The sequence below is a fragment of the Streptomyces sp. NPDC079020 genome (assembly GCF_044542225.1).
Classification (GTDB): Bacteria; Actinomycetota; Actinomycetes; order Streptomycetales; family Streptomycetaceae; genus Streptomyces.
This window is the reverse complement of the sequence record NZ_JBITUB010000006.1, coordinates 303,206-319,914: the sequence shown is the minus strand read 5'-3', so window position 1 is coordinate 319,914 and position 16,709 is coordinate 303,206. Positions and strand designations below refer to the sequence as shown.

Here is a 16,709-nt window from a genome sequence, read left to right as displayed (position 1 = left end):
GAAGGGAACCGCCACCCCGTCAGTCAAGCAGGTGCGGTGAGGCTCAGGCCTCGGTGCTCTCGGCCTCGGCGTCGGCCGGCTCCTCGGACTGCGCGGCGACGACCTGGAGCACGACGGCGTCCTCGTCGCCGGCCAGCACGGAGCCGGCGGGCAGCGGGATGTCCTTGGCCAGGATCGAGTCACCGGCGTCCAGGCCCTTGACGGAGACCGTGACGGACTCGGGGATGTGGGTGGCCTCGGCCTCGACGAGCAGGGTGTTCTGCACGTACTCCAGCAGGTTGCCGCCCGGGGCCAGGTCGCCCTCGGCGTGCACGGCGATCTCGACGTTGACCTTCTCGCCGCGCTTGACGGTCAGCAGGTCGACGTGCTCGATGTCGCCCTTGAGCGGGTTGCGCTGCACGGCCTTCGGGATGACCAGCGCGTCCTTGCCGTCGATCTCCAGACCGATGAGGACGTTGGCGGTACGCAGCGCCAGCTGGAGCTCGTGGGCCGGCAGGCTGACGTGGACGGCCTCGGCGCCGTGGCCGTAGACGACGGCGGGGACCTGGTTGGCACGGCGGGTGCGGCGGGCGGCGCCCTTGCCGAACTCGGTACGGACCTGGGCGGCGAGCTTGATCTCGGCCATGGTTGCACTCCTCGTAAGTGACGAACGTCGAATGGTCACCCGGCCCACGACAGGCCTGCTACGAAGAGCGCGTCGATAACGGACCGCCGTACCGAACAGGTACGGCCTCCCTCGCCGAGCAACTCGCTGAGTCTACCCGGCGGGGAGGCCGCACCCCAAAGTGGATCTACCGCACCCTTACGGGCACGGGCTGAGCAGGGATTACTCCTGCTCCTCGAAGAGGCTCGTGACCGAACCGTCCTCGAAGACCTCGCGCACCGCGCGCGCGATGGTCGGCGCGATCGACAGCACCGTGATCTTGTCGATCTCCAGCTCGCCCGGCGTCGGCAGCGTGTCGGTGAAGACGAACTCGCTGACCTTGGAGTTCTTCAGTCGGTCGGCGGCAGGGCCCGAGAGGACGCCGTGCGTCGCCGTCACTATGACGTCCTCGGCGCCGTGCGCGAACAGGGCGTCGGCGGCGGCGCAGATCGTGCCACCGGTGTCGATCATGTCGTCGACCAGGACACAGACCCGGCCCTCGACGTTGCCGACGACCTCGTGGACGCTGACCTGGTTGGGCACGTCCTTGTCGCGGCGCTTGTGGACGATCGCCAGCGGGGCGTCCAGGCGGTCGCACCAGCGGTCGGCGACCCGCACCCGGCCGGCGTCCGGGGAGACGATCGTGAGCTTGGTGCGGTCGACCTTGGCACCGACGTAGTCGGCCAGGATCGGCAGCGCGAACAGGTGGTCCACCGGGCCGTCGAAGAAGCCCTGGATCTGGTCGGTGTGCAGGTCGACCGTGAGAATGCGGTCGGCACCGGCCGTCTTCATCAGGTCCGCGACCATACGGGCCGAGATCGGCTCGCGACCGCGGTGCTTCTTGTCCTGGCGGGCGTAGCCGTAGAACGGCACGATCACCGTGATGGACCGGGCCGACGCGCGCTTCAGCGCGTCCAGCATGATCAGCTGCTCCATGATCCACTTGTTGATCGGAGCCGTGTGGCTCTGGATCAGGAAGCAGTCGGCGCCACGTGCGGACTCCTGGAAACGCACGTAGATCTCACCGTTGGCGAAATCGAAGGCCTTCGTCGGCACGAGACCGACACCCAGCTGGTGTGCGACCTCCTCGGCCAGCTCGGGGTGGGCGCGGCCGGAGAAGAGCATCAGCTTCTTCTCGCCGGTCGTCTTGATCCCGGTCACAGCACAGTCTCCTCAGACGTGTATCTGGCGCCGCACGCATAGGTCCCGATGTGCAACGAGCCAGCCGAAATGGGTGAGCATCTATCACGGTACGCCGTGTCGGGCGTACCTGTTTCCGGTCAGCTTTCGCCGTTGGGTTCCCCGGACGCCGCGTGGGCGGCCTGCGCGGCCGCGCTGCCGGGACGCTTCCGGGCCACCCAGCCCTCGATATTCCGCTGCTGGCCCCGGGCCACGGCCAGCGAACCCGCGGGCACGTCCTTCGTGATGACCGACCCGGCGGCGGTGTACGCGCCGTCCCCCACCGTGACGGGTGCCACAAACATATTGTCCGAGCCGGTACGGCAGTGGGAGCCGATCGTCGTGTGGTGCTTCGCCACCCCGTCGTAGTTCACGAACACGCTGGCGGCACCGATGTTGGTGTGGTCGCCGATCGTCGCGTCGCCCACGTAGCTCAGGTGCGGGACCTTCGTGCCCTCGCCGATCGTGGCGTTCTTCAGCTCCACGTACGTACCGGCCTTGGCCTTCGGGCCGAGCCGTGTGCCGGGCCGCAGATAGGCGTACGGGCCCACCGACGCCCCGGGGCCGACCTCGGCCGAGTCCGCGACCGTGTTGTCCACGCGCGCGCCCGCGTGGACGACCGTGTCCTTCAGCCGGGTGTTCGGGCCGACCTCGGCGTCCTCGCCCAGGTGCGTGGCCCCCAGCAGCTGCGTGCCCGGGTGCACGGTCACGTCCTGCTCGAAGGTGACCGTGGCGTCGATCAGCGTCGAGGCGGGGTCGACCACCGTCACGCCCGCCAGCATCGCCCGCTCCAGCAGCCGTTCGTTGAGCAGGGTGCGGGCCTGGGCGAGCTGGAGCCGGTTGTTGATGCCGAGGATCTCGCGGTGGTCGGCGGTGACGCAGGCCCCGACGCGGTGCCCGGCCTCGCGCAGGATGGACAGGACGTCGGTGAGGTACTCCTCGCCCTGGCTGTTGTCCGTACGGACCTTGCCGAGCGCGTCCGTGAGCAGCCGGCCGTCGAAGGCGAAGACCCCGGAGTTGATCTCCCGGATCGCGCGCTGCTCCTCGGTGGCGTCCTTGTGCTCGACGATCCCGGTGACCGCGCCGCTGGCCGCGTCGCGGACGATGCGGCCGTAGCCGGTGGAGTCGGGGACCTCGGCGGTCAGCACGGTGACGGCGTTGGCGTCGGAGGCGTGCGTGGCGGCGAGCGCGGTGAGCGTCGCGCCGGAGAGCAGCGGGGTGTCGCCGCAGACGACGATCACGGTGCCCTCGACGGAGCCGCCGAGCTCCTGGAGCCCGATGCGCACGGCGTGGCCGGTGCCGTTCTGCTCGGCCTGGTAGGCCGTCCGTACGGGGGTGTCGCCGGCGGAGAGGTGCGCGGTGACCCGCTCGCTCGCGTGGCCGACGACCACGACGAGGTGCTGGGGGTCCAGCTCGCGGGCGGCGGCGACGACATGTCCGACGAGCGAGCGCCCGGAGATCTCGTGCAGAACCTTGGGAGTCTTCGACTTCATGCGGGTGCCTTCACCCGCTGCGAGGACGACGACGGCGGCCGGGCTGATGGCGCTCACGGATGTGCCCTTCGGCTTCGGGTGGTGGACATCCGCAGGATACCGGGGGTGCTTCCGCGTGAAACGAGCGCGGGCCCCGACCGGTGAGGTCGGGGCCCGAGTGCGTGTGCTCCCCCATCAGGATTTGAACCTGAACAGACGGTACCAAAAACCGCAGTGCTGCCTGATTACACCATGGGGGATCAATTCCGACTGAACCGGACATTGTGTCGGCCCGCCGGATCGGCACCCAACACTATGCCGTACCGACCGCCTTCTCCGCGACGACGAACCCGCCCGCTCCCGGCCGCGCCTGGGCGGGCGGGAGCGGGCGGCCGGAGGTGGCAAGGAAGACAAGAAGGACAAGGGCGACAAGGTGCCCGCGCCGCGGGCCGATGGTGTTCTTGCTCGCATACGGCGCGCGGTGTCCGGGTCACCCGAAAATGAGATGCGTGCGCCCGTAGGCTGGAAGGCATGACCGCAACGGGGGCAGACCAGGAAGCGGCGGGCCCTACCACCCGCGGCTACTGGTGGTGGGAACGGCGGCGCGGTGTCGCCCTGGACGTGGGGCTGGCGCTCCTCTCGGCGCTGGAGTGTGCGCTGGAGGGGGTTGATTTCGCCCGGGACACCGGACTGCCGGTGCCGATCGGGGTGCTGTTCGGGCTGATCGCCGGTTCGGTCCTGGTGGTACGCAGGCGCTGGCCGATCGCCGTGGTGCTCGTGTCGATCGCGACGACGCCCGCCGAGATGGGCTTCCTGATGGGCCTCGTCGGCCTGTACACACTGGCCGCGTCCGAGGTGCCGCGCAGGATCACCGTCGTACTGACCGGAATGTCGTTCGTCGGCACGCTCATCGTCACCTACGTACGGATGCGCCAGAGCGTCACCGCGCAGACCGACTTCGGGCCCGGCGACTGGTACGTACCGCTGACCTCGCTGTTCATGTCGCTGGGGCTGACGGCGCCCGCGCTGCTGTTCGGCCTCTACATAGGGGCCAGGCGCCGGCTCATGGAGAGCCTGCGGGAGCGGGCGGACTCCCTGGAGCGGGAGCTCTCACTGCTCGCCGACCGGGCCGAGGAACGCGCGGAGTGGGCGCGGACCGAGGAGCGCACCCGCATCGCCCGGGAGATGCACGACGTGGTCGCGCACCGGGTCAGCCTGATGGTCGTCCACGCGGCGGCGCTCCAGGCGGTCGCCCCGAAGGACCCCGCCAAGGCCGTGCGCAACGCCGCGCTGGTCGGCGACATGGGACGCCAGGCGCTGACCGAGCTCCGCGAGATGCTCGGTGTCCTGCGCAGCGGCGACGCGCTGGTCGCGCCCGCGGCGGGAAGCCGTCCGCCGCTCGCCGAGGTGGGCCGGGCCGCCGCCGCCGCCGCGGCGGCGGCCGCGAGCGAGGACGGGCCGCGCCTGCACGAGGTGGAGAAGCTCGTCGCGCAGTCACGGGAGGCCGGGATGACGGTCGAGCTCTCGGTCCACGGTGAGCTGCGCGCGTACGCGCCCGAGGTCGAGCAGACCGCGTACCGGGTGGTGCAGGAGGCCCTGACGAACGTGCACAAGCACGCGGCGGGGGCGAGGACCTGGGTACGGCTCGCGCACCGCGGCGAGGAGGTCGCGATGCAGGTGGAGAACGGCCCCTCGGACAGCGCCGCGGCGGACGCGGGACTGCCGAGCGGGGGCAACGGCCTGGTGGGGATGCGGGAGCGGGTGCTGGGGCTGGGCGGCGTGTTCGTCTCCGGCCCGACGGACGCGGGGGGCTTCCGGGTCTCGGCGGTACTGCCGGACGCGGGCTGAGCCGGAGGACCGCGCGGACCCGCGGCTTGTGCGGGGTGCACGGCCTGTGCGGATCCTGGGCCTGTGCGGATCCTGGGCCTGTGCGGATCCCGGGCCTGTGCGGATCCCGGGCTTGTGCGGGTACACGGCCCGTACGGATCACAGCCCCGCAAGGATCCCCGGCCCGTGCGGGCGCACCGCCCCCCGCCCGGGGGGCGTCAGCCCGGTGCCAGGCGCGACGGCTGGGCGCCCGTCACCAGCGTGGCCAGGGCCTGATCGATGTCCGCGCCGAGGTACCAGTCGCCCGTGTGGTCGATGCTGTAGACGCGGCCCTCGCTGTCGATCGCGAGTACGGCCTGCCCTTCCCCCTCCTCGCCGAGCGGGCTGACCTCCGTCTCCAGCGCCCGTCCGAGATCGCCCAGCGTCCGGGCGAGATGAAGCCCGCTCAACGGGTCGATGCGCACCGCGGCCGGGGCGATCTGACGGCCCGGCGCCGAGGCGGTGATGTGCAGCCCGCCGAACTCCGCCCAGGCCTCGACGGCCGCCGGGAACACGGCGTGCTGATGCCCGGCGGGCGAGGCGTGGGAGCGCAGCTCGTCCGCCCACTCCTCGGCCTGCCGGATGTCCCAGCGCCCCGGCTGCCAGCCGGCGTCGCGCAGGGCGGCGTCGACGGCGACGGGGAAGCGGGTGGAGGCGTGCTGCTGATGTCGGTCGTGCATCTGCGCGCGGTCAGCCCTTCTCGGCGGTGGTCGCCGCCCCGGTGGCGGTGAGGTCGACGGGGCGTACGCCGAAGTGGGCGAGCATCGCCGTGCAGGAGCGGCAGGGCGGCGCGTAGCTGCCGTGCAGCGGGTCGCCGTCCTCGCGGATGCGGCGGGCGGTGATGCGGGAGTGCTTCAGCGCGCGGCGGGCCTCGCCGTTGGTCAGCGGCTTGCGCTGGGCCCGCTTGGAGCGGCTGCCCTCGGCGGCGGTGAGCTGCCGGGACAGCAATATGGCCTCGGGGCAGCGGCCGGTGAAGCGTTCGCGCTGGCCGCTGCCGAGGGCGTCGAGGAAGTCCTGGACGAGCGGGTGGAGCACGGGTGGCTGGTCCCCCTTGCCCGCGGTGCAGGTGAGCGTCTCTCCGCGTACGGACAGCGCTGCGGCCACGGCGGGCAGGATGCCGTCGCGGCGGTGCTGCAGGCGGGGGGTGCGGCTGGCCTCGGTGCTCCTCCAGCTGAGTCGCGGGTCCCCGGATGTCGTTGTTTGTGCCGTATGCATGGTGCTGGCGTCCCTCCCTGCAATCCCCCGAGTTGCGGGGACAGCCTGCCAAATGTGCCGGGTCGTGGGGAAGCTGGGGCGGTGAAACGCGTCCTCGTGTCGCCCGAAGGGGGCGAAACGGTCGCTCCTCCGTCACGCCGAAGTGACGGTTCGTGACCGATGCCGAGGGGCGGGACCCCCTGTTGCCCCACCGCATAGGCTGTGCGGAACACCAGACGCAGCAGGGGGCAACCGCCATGACGACAGGTCGGCTCGGGCAGCAAGCCGCGCCACCGAACGCGGCCTACGCCGGGCAGGTCGTGCACTTCCCGGACCCGGTCCGGGCGTCCCGCCACCCCAGAGGTGTGCGCGTGGACGGGAACGGCCATCCGGAACTCTCGCCGTACGCGCGTGCCGCCGCGGAGATCGCCGATCCCCCGCAGGGGTTCGGCATCGACGAGCTGCGGCTCACCGACTACGTGTCGGCGAACGCCGCACTGGCGGCGAGCGGCCATGAGCTGTGGGACACGATCCCGGCGGTGGCCACACCGCACGGCTGGACCTGGCACCACGTGGCGGGCGGCCGGCGGATGGAGCTGGTCCCGGTCGAGGTGAAGGCGCTGCTGCGCCATCACGCCGGCCTGGCCACGACTCCGGTCGACCAGAACCGGCGCGGCACCCGTCCGCTCCAGGAGACCCGGCCCGCGCACTTCCGGCTGCCGAAGGGCGCCGTGGCGGTGAGCGAGCACCAGGTCCTGAACGTGGAGGAGGACCTGGGCTACCGGCTGCCGGGCGCGTACCGCACCTTCCTGAAGGCAGCGGGCGGTTCGGCCCCGGTGGGCGCGGCGCTGGACGCGGAGCTGGGACTGCTGGTGGACCAGCCGTTCTTCACGGTGCGTGAGGAGGCCGCGATGAACGACCTGCTGTACGTGAACAAATGCCTGCGGGACCACTTCACCAAGGACTACCTGGGCGTCGGCTTCGTCCAGGGCGGCCTCCTCGCCGTGAAGGTACGGGGCGACAGCACCGGCTCGGTCTGGTTCTGCCCGTACGACGACGCCAGGGACCAGGACGGCTGGAGCGTGCAGGAGCGGGCCGAACGGCTGCTGCTGCCCTGCGGTGCGGACTTCGATGTGTTCCTCCAGCGGCTGGCGGGCAACCCGCCGGAGCTGGAGACCGTGGCGAACCTGATGGTGGACGGCGGCTTCGCGCAGGCCGTCCCGGTGGAGGGGTGAGCGCGATGGTGACCTTCGCGCAGGCGCAGGAGCGGGCGGACGAATGGGTCAACGGCGACGTGGCCGCGTACCAGCACCGCGAGGTGCGGGTCCGTGAGTTCGAGCTCGGCTTCGTGGTGTGGGCCGAGGACCGGGTGGACGGCCCGGTCTCGGACGGCGGGCGGCAGCGGCTGGTGATCGCCCGTGACAGCGGTGAGGCCACGCTGTGGCCCGGTCTGCCGGTGGGCGAGGTGATCCGGCGGTACGAGGAGGAGTACGGCGCCTCGGCCGGAGCACCGGCCGCGCCGGAGCCGCCCCAGCGCATCGACCTGAATCAGACGTCCTTCCTGCTGACTCCGCCGGAGTGGCTCCAGGAGGCGGCGGACAAGCTGGGGATCCCGGACCGCCGCGCGGGCGCCGGAACGGACGATGACACCGCTCCGGCCCCGGACGTGCATGCGGGCACGGATACGGATACGGCCCCGGGGATTCCGGCCGCTCCTGCCGCCCCGGCGGCGCCCGCCGCACCGGCATCGCCTGTTCCGCCCGCAGCGCCTGTTCCGCCCGTGGTCCCGGCCGCGCCCGCAGCGCCTGTTCCCCCTGTGGTCCCGGCCGTGCCCGCCGCCGACTACGAGCCCACGGCCTCCGAGGGCGTGCCCGCGTCCGCGCCGTCCCCCGTCCCCTTCGGGGCCACCCCGTGGGCCGGTACCGACACCAACGCGGGTTCCGACGAGGGCGCGGTCCCGCTGCCCGCCACCGTGTTCGCGCCGCCGCTCTCCGGGGCCGACGACGAGGGGAACCCGCCGCCGGTCGTACCGGCCGACGCCCCCACGGCGCTGATGTCGGCCGGCAGTCAGTTGCCGCGCACGAGCGTCGCGCCCGCGCTGAACACGCGGCCCGGCCCCGACGCCGCTGACATCGCGGACGCGGCCACCAGCAAGGCCCAGGTGTCTCCGCGCGGTGCGCGCGTCTCGACGACTCCGCCGCCCCCCGGCGCCCCCGGGGCTCCCGGCGTACGCCCCGGTGCGACACCGCCGCCCCCTTCGGGCCCGGGTACGCCCGGTGCGCCGGCGGGCGGCTATGTGCCGACCCAACTCGTCTCCCAGCTCGGCCCGCCCGGTCCTCCGGGGCCGCCCGGAGCGACACCGCCTCCGGGGCTCCCCACACCTCCCGGTCCGCCCGGAGCCACGCCCCCGCCCGGCGGCGGGATGCACCACGCGGCGACGATGTTCGCCGACGGAAGCAGTATCGGCGGCCCCGCCGGCCTCGCGGCCCCGCAGCCCCCGGGCCCGCCCGGTGCTCCCGGCGTTCCGGGTGCCGGTGCGCCGCAGCCTCCCGGTCCTCCCGGCGTTCCCGGTGCCGGTGCGCCGCAGCCCCCCGGTCCTCCCGGACCGCCCGGACCTCCGCCCGGCTCCACGCCGCCGCCCGGTGGCGGGGTGCACCATGCCGCGACGATGCTGGCGAGCCCCGGCCAGGTCGGCCCGCCCGGTGCTCCGGGTGCGCCCACGCCCCCCGGCCCGCCGAATCAGCACACCCCGCACGCCCCGCACGGTCCGCACGCCCCGCACACCCCGCCGCCTCCGTCGTACGGCTACCCGCAGCAGCCCACCGGTCAGCCGACCGTCGGGCCCGGCTACCAGGCCGTACTGCGCTACCGGGCGCCCGACGGCAGTGAGCAGCAGCTGATCCGCCGCTCGGCACCCGGCACCCCGCACCCGGAGTGGCAGATGCTGCACGAGCTGCGCGCGATGAACGTGCCGCCGCAGCAGGTGATCGAGCTGCACACCGAGCTGGAGTCCTGCGAGCTGCCGGGCGGCTACTGCGCCCGGATGATCCGGGAGACCTGGCCGCAGGTACGGATCACCAGCGTCGCCCCGTACGGCACCGACCACGCGAGCCGCCAGCAGGGCATGCAGCATCTGCTGACGCACCAGGGCGAGCTGCACCAGGTCGCCGACGGCCCGGCCCGGCCCGCGCCGGTACGGGCACCGCTGCCGCAGATGCCGCCCGCCCCGGCCATTCCGCCGGAGGCCGTCGCGGAGGAGCTGCTCCAGGCCTTCGGCCCGCAGGGTGTGCTCCGCTTCGACCAGCGTGCCGTGTCCCGGCAGGGGGTGCCCGAGATCGTGGGGCGGACCCTGGTGTGGGCGGGGCTGCCCGCCGATTTCGGGCCGTTCTTCTGGGCGCAGCCGGGTCAGCCGGTGGTGCCCACACTGGCCGAGCTGGCCACGCAGCGGCAGGTGCAGCCCGCCTCCGACGCGGGCTCGTACCTCGTGATGGGGACGGACTTCGGCCGGGCGATCTGTGTCCAGTACGGCACGGCGAACATCGTGGCCGTGCCGGTGGAGGCAGGGCCGGGCGGTCAGCCGGTGCCGCCGCAGTTCGTCAACACCGGACTGCCGGAGTTCGTGCGCTCGATGGCGCTGCTCGGCCGGATGTGGCGGCTGCGCTTCGGGCTCAACCCGGAGCAGGCGGGCCGCTGGACCGTCGATTTCCAGGCGCAGCTGGTGGCTCTGGACCCGGCGGCTCTCGCGTCGCCGGAGAGCTGGTGGTCGGTGCTGCTGGAACAGATGTGGGACGGGCTGATCTGACCGTACGAGCCCCGTCGCCGATGGCTGTGAAGCGCCCGGTCCCCCTGGAATGAGCCAGGGGGACCGGGCGCTTCCGGCTTCCCGGGCTGTGATGCCGGTCGCTTCCGCACGGAATCCCGCTGATCGATTCAGACTTCCGTCACCAATTACCGCATCCTTGACGTATTGATGGGGTGTCGGAGAGTCGGAGAGAGGCTTCAGGATGAGTGCTGCACCGGATTCCGCGTACGGCTTCGTCGGCGTACGGGGACGTGGCTACCGCCCTGAGCAGGTGGACCGCATGGTGGCAGCCCTGTCGGCGGAGCGGGACGCGGCGCTGGCCGAGATCGCCCGGCTGTCGGACCTGACGCAGGAGCTGACCGCCGAGTCGGCCCGGCTGGGCGAGGCCGTGGCCACGCTCGCCCCGCAGACCTACGCGGAGCTGGGCGAGCGGGCGCAGCGGATCCTGGCCCTCGCCGAGAGCGAGGCCGAGACCCTGCACGACGCCGCCCGGACGGACGGCCAGCAGCTGCGTGACGAGGCGGAAGCGGTGGGGCGGGCCGCCGGGGACGCGGCCCGCGAGCACGCCGCGACGGTACGGGAGGCGGCCGAGGCGTACGCGGAACAGGCGCTCGACGCCGCGCGCCACACCGGCGAGGAGACGGTGTCCACGGCCCGCCGGGAGGCCGCCGAGGTCGCCGGGACCGCTGCGGCGGGGATGGAGGAGACGCGGCGCCGTACGGCGAGCGTGCTGGCGCACCAGGAGCAGGAGCACGCCGAGCGCTGGAAGGTCTCGGAGACCGAACTCGCGGCGGAGGAAGCCGCGTCGGCCGCCCGGGACGCCGAACTGACCGAGCGGGCCGAGGCCCTGCTCGCGGAGGCGAAGCGAGCCCTCGCGGAGACCGAGGAAGCCGTCCGGCACGGCCAGGAGGACGCGGAGGCGAGCGCCGCCGAACTCCTCGCGGAGGCCCGGGTGCGCGAGGAGCGGGTGGTCCGTGAGACGGAACGCATCCTGCGCGAGCACGAGGAGGGCCGCGAGGAGGTGCAGGCGCACATGAAGCACGTACGCAACTCGCTCGCGGCGCTCACCGGACGCGTGACTCCGGCGGAGGACGACGGGGCGGCGGAGGACTGAGAGCGGCGGGACGGTGAGCTGAGGACGGGCGCTCCGCCGGCTGCCCGCGAGCATCCGATCCAGAACCCCATTCTCAGCGTCGACCTCGGTGACCGGCAGGAGCGCAGCGGCAGAGGGCAATGGGCACTGAATCTGGCCGAATCACCACTTCGATGCGGGCGATCGTGACGTACGGCGGCCTTCACACAGGTAGGCCGGGATACGTTCGTCCTCCCGAGTGTGTCAGGCGCCGGTGGTGAAGCTGGTCGGCGAAGAACTGGTGGGGGAGTTCTGGGGTGGGGTTTGACGAGGAGTGGGGCCAACTGCGGGCGGAGGCGGCTGCGCGGCTGGCTTCAGCGCCACCCATCACAGCAGGGCCGTGCCCAGCGCCTCTGCTGCCTGTGGACGTTGATCCGGTTCGGGATGTGCGGGAGGCGGTGCTGGAGAGGTTGACGGACTTCCGCAGCCGGGCGGTCTTGGTGCCCCGAGATGAGAGCGGCGGGCTGTGGACGGCTGACCTCGGTGGCCTGTACTGGATCTGCGCGTTCTCGGATGAGGAGGCGCTGTTCCGGTTCGCGGAGGCACGGGACGAGACCGGGCGGGATTGGCCGTACCGGCGGATGGTCGGTGCACGGCTGCTGGACGAGGTGATTCCGGTGCTGGACTTCCCGTGTGGGGTGGCGCTGAACGCGGCGGGTCCTGACGGAATGGTGTTCCCGCCAGTGCGTGGCATCGTGCCGGACACTGCGGCGCTCGATGGGGAGGCAGTGTGAGCGGCGAAGGGCCGGACCTCGACATATCCAAGCTGGCACTCGATGAGATCGCGCGGGGGATCACGGAGACTCTGGGAGAGCTGAAGGAACTCGGGGCGATCGGTTCGGCGAGTATGGGGGGAAATTTCTCCACGCTGAAGCTTTCGGGGCTTGAGACGGGTCACGATGGTCTCACGTCAACGCTGGGTGTTTTCTGCGAGCGCTGGGGGTGGGGGGTCCGGTCGCTTGTGCAGAAAGGTAATAAATTTGCGGCAGATGTGGGTTTGTCAGCGGGGTTGATGCACGAGCAGGATCAGTACATCCAGGACAGTTTCAAGGTACTGACGAATGCGGCGATGGGAAATCCCTACGCGTCCGAGGCGGACGTGATAGGCGAGGATTGGCGCGGGGTTCTGTCGGAGAATCTGTACACGCACTTCCGGGACGCGGACTACAGCAGGGAGTCCTTCGAGACGGCTTGGGACGATAGCAAGAATGTCTGGAGAGAGACGTACAGCGACGTCGCTGCGCCCACGCACTGGAGCAATCCCAAGGACATCGCAGAAGACCCGGGTGCTGAGCGTGGCGATCCCTGATGACGGACTGGGGAGGCCTGGTCAACAAAGGCTTGGGGAGGTTGGAGGGTGGCTGGGAGTCCACCAAGAGCCTGGTCGGTGAAGGGGTCGACAAGGCAACCAATGGGATCGGTGGAGCCCTCGACTACGTCGGGGCCCACGACTGGGCGGACGGGGCAGAGGACTGGGGTGACGATGTCGCCTCCGGTCTCGGAGTATCGGTACGGGAACAGCAGCTCGGTCAAACAGAGCAGGCGAATGAGCTTATTCATGGTTCGCCTTCCGTGATTCGGGAGTCAGCGAAGCACTTCACGGACTTCCAGACCGCCTTCGACCGGGTCGGCGCGGGGATGCGGGCGCTGGATTCGGGTAGTTGGAAAGGTGCGGCTGCGGATGCCTTCCGGGAGAGATTCGCCCTGCATCCGGCGGACTGGATGCGAGCGGCGGATGCCTGCGAGGCGGCCGGGAAGGCACTGCTGCATTACACGGACACCGTGGAGTGGGCCCAGACACAGGCGCAGCAGGCGATCGACTTGTACAAGCAGGCCGAGAAGACCTCCAAGGATGCCCACGACGCTTACATGGCGAAGGTCGATACGTATAACGCAGCCGTCAAGGCCGGTCGTGATCCTGGTCCGGAGCCGATGCGTGGTGCCGATTCCGGTGAGGCGTTGTCCAAGCAGGCCCAGGAGCTCCTGGCCGAGGCACGGCACCAGCGCGACGGGGCCGCCGAGAGGGTTCAGCGTGTCCTTGAGGCTGCGATGGAGCACGCTCCGGCGGAGCCGCCGCCACTAACTACGGCGCTGGCCGGGATAGGCGACTACGCAGGTGCACAGTCGGTGGAGTTCACTCACTTCGTGGGCGGCGCGGTCAAGGGCACGGCGGGCCTGGCCAACTTCGCCCGCGGCCTGAATCCGCTGGACCCCTACAACGTGACCCACCCGGCCGACTACCTGCGGCACAGCAACATGACCCTGGCGGGGCTCGTCACGACCGCCGCCCACCCGGAGCGCATCCCGGCCGCACTGATCGAGAGTTTCAAGAGTGACCCGAGTGAGGGTTTGGGGCGAATGGTGCCGGAGCTATTCGGCACGAAGGGACTCGGCGGAGCCAGAGTAAGCGCGAGATTGTCCCCCAAGGAGAGTATTCCCGGTCGCAGCGGCAAAATCCTCGACGGGTTGGCGAGTAGAGGTTCCGGCTCTCCGCTTCCAGATTTTGAAGATGTGCGTCGAGCTGTTGTCGAAAGTAAACCAGAGCCTTTATCGCGATCGTGGCCCGATACGGACGGTCGATATTATGCGAGTCGAGTGCTGAAGGGGGGGCGCCCGGACGGGGAAACGGTGCTGGCCGGCCACGGATATATTGAGATGGGGGCCGGCGAGATAATCGTTCCGCCAGGAACGAAAATATCATTCTATGTGCCGCACGGTGATAGGATTCCAGGCCTGAACGGAGTTGCAATTGAAGGCGGGTCTTATCCTGGAGGCGCTCTGGAGACCTTTGGTCCTGGGGATCGTATACCGAATTACACCCTCGCGCCCCCGGAGGCCAAGGGGGCCGGCGGTTTCACCGTGTACGAAAATTCCACAACGGTCGCTCAGCGTACGATGCTGTCAGATCTCCTCAAGGGAGACATGGGGAACGTTCACTGGGCCGCATGTCGCGAGTTCAAATAATGGGAAGAATGGCACGAGCAGGATGGGATGGGGCAGTGGATTTCAGCTCGGGACAGGCGGGTGGGGAGTGGGTTCTTACGGATGTGTCCCTGGTGGTGAAGAAGAGCGATCTCGACCCTGACACGGTGACGGCCCGTCTGGGGCTGGAGCCGACTGCGGTCCGCCCGCCAGGACAGGACCGTTGGGGCCCGCCGGGCGAGATCGACGGTCAGTGGCGGCTCCAATGCGACGAGCGCACGGCCAGGAAGCTCTCTGAGCAATTGGATGAGATTTTGCCTTTGGTGGAGCGGTGCGCGCCCCAGTTGCGAGAAATGATGGCGGAGGGATTTGAAATCTGCCTGGCTGTTCATGGATTTGCGGACAATGATTCCCGTGCCTTCTTTTCCTCTACCGTGGTATCGAGGATCGCCTCTCTGGGTGTTCCTCTGGTCCTCAAGCCGAACCTGAATGCGCGCTGATCCAGTGAAAGAGTGGGGTTGTCATGGGCTCGGTCGATAGCTGGCGGGGTGTGGGCGTCACCCTGATGGTCGCCAAGATTGATATTGATGTGGATTTCGTGGAGTCGGCCCTCGGGGCGAATGCGAAGACGCTAGCGGAAACCTCGCGAATTGACTCAAGTCCGGACTCCTGGGCATGGAGCTTCGGGGGTTCCGTAAGCGGCACGCTAGAGCAGCAGGTCTTCTCGCTGGTCGCTCGGATCCGGCCCAGGCTTGAGAACGTGCGGGCGCTCATTCGGGAAGGTTGCTCGGTGCATGTGGATATCGCAGGCACAGTGGAGACGGGATCGGAGATTCCTGTTTCGCCTGATGTGCTCTCTGAGTTGGCATCCTTGGGTGTTCCTCTGACCTTCACCTGCCGTACGGAGTCAGGGGTGGCCGAGAGCGACCCCTTGAGCTGGCTCGACGGGTAGCTGAGTGACCTCCTGTCCCTGTCGACAGGGACGTTCTGCGGGATCGGCTGCCGGTGTAGGTGCGCGGGGGCGGATGCCTCGTTTCGGCCGCGAGGAGGTGCAGGCGCACATGAAGCACGTACGCAACTCGCTCGCGGCGCTCACCGGACGCGTGACTCCGGCGGAGGACGACGGCGCGGCGGAGGACTGAGAGCGGCGGGACGGTGACGGGGCCGCCTTCAGGCGGCGGCGCCCCTGCTGCCAGCGCGGCCCTTCCTGCCCCCGTGGGCCCGGTGGGCTCGGTCGGCCCGGTCGGTCATGGCGGCGCGCACGGTTTTGATGGAGTCGCGGTCTGCGCGGTCTGCGGGGCCCGCGCTCTCGGGTGGGGTGTCGCAGTCGAGACAGTTGCCGGGGCGGGCGGCGCGGAAGGCACGCTCGCAGCCACCGTCGCAGGTCTGCCAGGGCAGCAGGTCCGGCGCGTCCCCAGTGGCGGGAGTCATCGCCGGTGAGGCGGGCACGGCAACGGGGGCTTCGCCGAGCCGGTAGGCCAGGATGCGGGCCGGTCGGGCGCGTAGTGGGGTGGGCAGATCAAGGGTGAGCGACTCGGTGATCTGCTCGGCGCCGATGCCCTGCGCGAGCCAGGCGGCGACGGCGGGGGCGAGCGTGGCCACTTCGCGTCGGGACAGGATGAGCCGGGCGTCGACGATACGCAGTGAGGCCAGGATGGCGACGGCCTGCGGGTCGGCATCGGTGAGATCGAGCGGGGGAGGGGGAGGGGGAGGGGGAGGGGGAGTGGGAGCGGCAACGGGGCTGTTCGGGGCGGCGGTTGAGCTATCCGCCACCTCGGCCACCTCCGCACCCGCTTCGGGAGCGGAGCTGCACGAGCTGCTCTCCGCACCCGCTTCGGGCACGAGGCTGTGCGAGCCGCTCTCCGGCACGGACGGCGCAGGCGATCCTTCCGCCTTCCGGGGGCGCGGCGGAGCGGTCGGCGGCAGCGGGGGCCGCTCGTCCGCGCGGCCGGGTACGTCGTGGAAGTACGTCCGCGTGCCGATCAGCCCGCCGGACACCCGCACACGGCGCCGTTCCAGATACCCGGCGTCCTCCAGCTCCCGGAGCGCGCGGGAGATCAGGATCTCGCCCTCGGTGAAGTGCGCACACAACGCGGGGACGCTCACGCGGGCGCCGTCCGGCAACGAGAGGATGTACGCGGCGACGCCGACCGTGACGGCGCTTCCGGGGCGCTGCGCAAGGGAGTTGGCCATCACGGTGAAGTGGGACGTGAGGCGGGTACGGACGTGGATCACGCCGGAGGTCGGAGCTCCGGCTACGGCGCGCAGGGGCGCGTTAGACTGCGAATCAGCCATGGGGAAGGTGCTACTTCCTGGTTGGTCAGGCCCTCGATCGGGATTGCCGTCCCGGCCGGGGGCCGTCTTCGTGTGTGAGGTTGTCGCGGCGAACGTAACCGGCCCCGCCCCGCGCACGCAAACAAGTCACCCTTGTGGGTGAGCAGTTGGGAGGGGAGGGAGGGGGGTAGTTCTTTCCCCCGGTCCTTTGGGGAGGCCCGTGGC

15 protein-coding genes and 1 tRNA gene are annotated in these 16,709 nt (G+C 70.6%); 9 read left to right on the top strand and 7 right to left on the bottom strand.

Annotated elements, in window-relative coordinates; translation table 11 throughout:
* Positions 1–43: 43 nt before the first annotated feature.
* The 4 genes from ACIGJO_RS15435 to ACIGJO_RS15420 all read right to left on the bottom strand — a co-directional run bounded on the left by ACIGJO_RS15435 (position 44) and on the right by ACIGJO_RS15420 (position 3,554).
* Positions 44–625, bottom strand: coding sequence for a 50S ribosomal protein L25/general stress protein Ctc (locus tag ACIGJO_RS15435; RefSeq protein WP_399957753.1), 582 nt, complete (start codon positions 623–625; stop codon positions 44–46).
* A gap of 201 nt (positions 626–826) precedes the next feature.
* Positions 827–1,804, bottom strand: coding sequence for a ribose-phosphate diphosphokinase (locus ACIGJO_RS15430; protein ID WP_399957751.1), 978 nt, complete (start codon positions 1,802–1,804; stop codon positions 827–829).
* Positions 1,805–1,923: 119 nt separating this feature from the next.
* Positions 1,924–3,372 carry a bifunctional UDP-N-acetylglucosamine diphosphorylase/glucosamine-1-phosphate N-acetyltransferase GlmU gene (gene glmU, locus ACIGJO_RS15425; protein WP_399957748.1) on the bottom strand — a complete coding sequence of 483 codons (1,449 nt, stop codon included), beginning with the start codon at positions 3,370–3,372 and terminating at the stop codon, positions 1,924–1,926.
* Between the two features lie 109 nt (positions 3,373–3,481).
* Positions 3,482–3,554 (bottom strand) — tRNA-Gln (locus tag ACIGJO_RS15420).
* 271 nt (positions 3,555–3,825) lie between these two features.
* Between ACIGJO_RS15420 and ACIGJO_RS15415 the strand changes: the two genes are divergently transcribed.
* Entirely contained in the window at positions 3,826–5,142 is a 1,317-nt protein-coding gene (locus tag ACIGJO_RS15415) for a sensor histidine kinase (RefSeq protein ID WP_399957745.1), read from the top strand.
* Positions 5,143–5,339: 197 nt separating this feature from the next.
* Here ACIGJO_RS15415 and ACIGJO_RS15410 read toward each other — a convergent pair whose 3' ends face one another.
* Positions 5,340–5,840, bottom strand: a complete 501-nt coding sequence (locus ACIGJO_RS15410; RefSeq protein WP_399957742.1) for an SUKH-3 domain-containing protein — start codon at positions 5,838–5,840, stop codon at positions 5,340–5,342.
* Between the two features lie 10 nt (positions 5,841–5,850).
* Positions 5,851–6,375: a YwqJ-related putative deaminase gene (locus tag ACIGJO_RS15405; RefSeq protein WP_399957739.1), complete on the bottom strand. Its 525-nt coding sequence runs from the start codon at positions 6,373–6,375 to the stop codon at positions 5,851–5,853.
* Positions 6,376–6,611: 236 nt separating this feature from the next.
* Between ACIGJO_RS15405 and ACIGJO_RS15400 the strand changes: the two genes are divergently transcribed.
* From ACIGJO_RS15400 to ACIGJO_RS15365, 8 genes are all read left to right on the top strand, one after another.
* A complete protein-coding gene (locus tag ACIGJO_RS15400; RefSeq protein WP_399957736.1) occupies positions 6,612–7,589 on the top strand; it encodes an SMI1/KNR4 family protein in 978 nt (325 codons plus the stop codon).
* A 5-nt stretch (positions 7,590–7,594) separates the two neighbouring features.
* Positions 7,595–10,156, top strand: a complete 2,562-nt coding sequence (locus ACIGJO_RS15395) for an SUKH-4 family immunity protein (RefSeq protein ID WP_399958162.1) — start codon at positions 7,595–7,597, stop codon at positions 10,154–10,156.
* Between the two features lie 202 nt (positions 10,157–10,358).
* The gene (locus ACIGJO_RS15390) at positions 10,359–11,270 is read left to right on the top strand and encodes a cellulose-binding protein (RefSeq protein ID WP_399957733.1); all 912 of its coding nucleotides are present in this window, start codon (positions 10,359–10,361) and stop codon (positions 11,268–11,270) included.
* Between the two features lie 380 nt (positions 11,271–11,650).
* On the top strand, positions 11,651–12,022 hold the full coding sequence (locus ACIGJO_RS15385; RefSeq protein WP_399957730.1) for an SseB family protein: 372 nt from the start codon (positions 11,651–11,653) through the stop codon (positions 12,020–12,022).
* Positions 12,019–12,597: a hypothetical protein gene (locus tag ACIGJO_RS15380; protein WP_399957727.1), complete on the top strand. Its 579-nt coding sequence runs from the start codon at positions 12,019–12,021 to the stop codon at positions 12,595–12,597. The genes ACIGJO_RS15385 and ACIGJO_RS15380 overlap by 4 nt, the downstream gene beginning before the upstream one ends.
* The gene (locus ACIGJO_RS15375) at positions 12,597–14,252 is read left to right on the top strand and encodes a WXG100 family type VII secretion target (RefSeq protein ID WP_399957724.1); all 1,656 of its coding nucleotides are present in this window, start codon (positions 12,597–12,599) and stop codon (positions 14,250–14,252) included. Before ACIGJO_RS15380 ends, ACIGJO_RS15375 begins: the two co-directional genes overlap by 1 nt.
* Positions 14,253–14,260: 8 nt before the next feature.
* The gene (locus ACIGJO_RS15370; protein ID WP_399957721.1) at positions 14,261–14,710 is read left to right on the top strand and encodes a DUF4279 domain-containing protein; all 450 of its coding nucleotides are present in this window, start codon (positions 14,261–14,263) and stop codon (positions 14,708–14,710) included.
* A 23-nt stretch (positions 14,711–14,733) separates the two neighbouring features.
* Positions 14,734–15,162, top strand: a complete 429-nt coding sequence (locus ACIGJO_RS15365; protein WP_399957718.1) for a hypothetical protein — start codon at positions 14,734–14,736, stop codon at positions 15,160–15,162.
* 218 nt (positions 15,163–15,380) lie between these two features.
* Here ACIGJO_RS15365 and ACIGJO_RS15360 read toward each other — a convergent pair whose 3' ends face one another.
* On the bottom strand, positions 15,381–16,505 hold the full coding sequence (locus ACIGJO_RS15360; RefSeq protein ID WP_399957715.1) for a hypothetical protein: 1,125 nt from the start codon (positions 16,503–16,505) through the stop codon (positions 15,381–15,383).
* Positions 16,506–16,709: the final 204 nt, after the last annotated feature.

What these genes read in the sequence shown, in the direction of transcription:
- ACIGJO_RS15435 (WP_399957753.1), bottom strand. Translation starts at nt 625, where the DNA reads ATGGCCGAGATCAAGCTCGCCGCCCAGGTCCGTACCGAGTTCGGCAAG.
- ACIGJO_RS15415 (WP_399957745.1), top strand. Translation starts at nt 3,826, where the DNA reads ATGACCGCAACGGGGGCAGACCAGGAAGCGGCGGGCCCTACCACCCGC.
- ACIGJO_RS15410 (WP_399957742.1), bottom strand. Translation starts at nt 5,840, where the DNA reads ATGCACGACCGACATCAGCAGCACGCCTCCACCCGCTTCCCCGTCGCC.
- ACIGJO_RS15405 (WP_399957739.1), bottom strand. Translation starts at nt 6,375, where the DNA reads ATGCATACGGCACAAACAACGACATCCGGGGACCCGCGACTCAGCTGG.
- ACIGJO_RS15400 (WP_399957736.1), top strand. Translation starts at nt 6,612, where the DNA reads ATGACGACAGGTCGGCTCGGGCAGCAAGCCGCGCCACCGAACGCGGCC.
- ACIGJO_RS15395 (WP_399958162.1), top strand. Translation starts at nt 7,595, where the DNA reads ATGGTGACCTTCGCGCAGGCGCAGGAGCGGGCGGACGAATGGGTCAAC.
- ACIGJO_RS15390 (WP_399957733.1), top strand. Translation starts at nt 10,359, where the DNA reads ATGAGTGCTGCACCGGATTCCGCGTACGGCTTCGTCGGCGTACGGGGA.
- ACIGJO_RS15375 (WP_399957724.1), top strand. Translation starts at nt 12,597, where the DNA reads ATGACGGACTGGGGAGGCCTGGTCAACAAAGGCTTGGGGAGGTTGGAG.
- ACIGJO_RS15370 (WP_399957721.1), top strand. Translation starts at nt 14,261, where the DNA reads ATGGCACGAGCAGGATGGGATGGGGCAGTGGATTTCAGCTCGGGACAG.
- ACIGJO_RS15365 (WP_399957718.1), top strand. Translation starts at nt 14,734, where the DNA reads ATGGGCTCGGTCGATAGCTGGCGGGGTGTGGGCGTCACCCTGATGGTC.
- ACIGJO_RS15360 (WP_399957715.1), bottom strand. Translation starts at nt 16,505, where the DNA reads ATGGCTGATTCGCAGTCTAACGCGCCCCTGCGCGCCGTAGCCGGAGCT.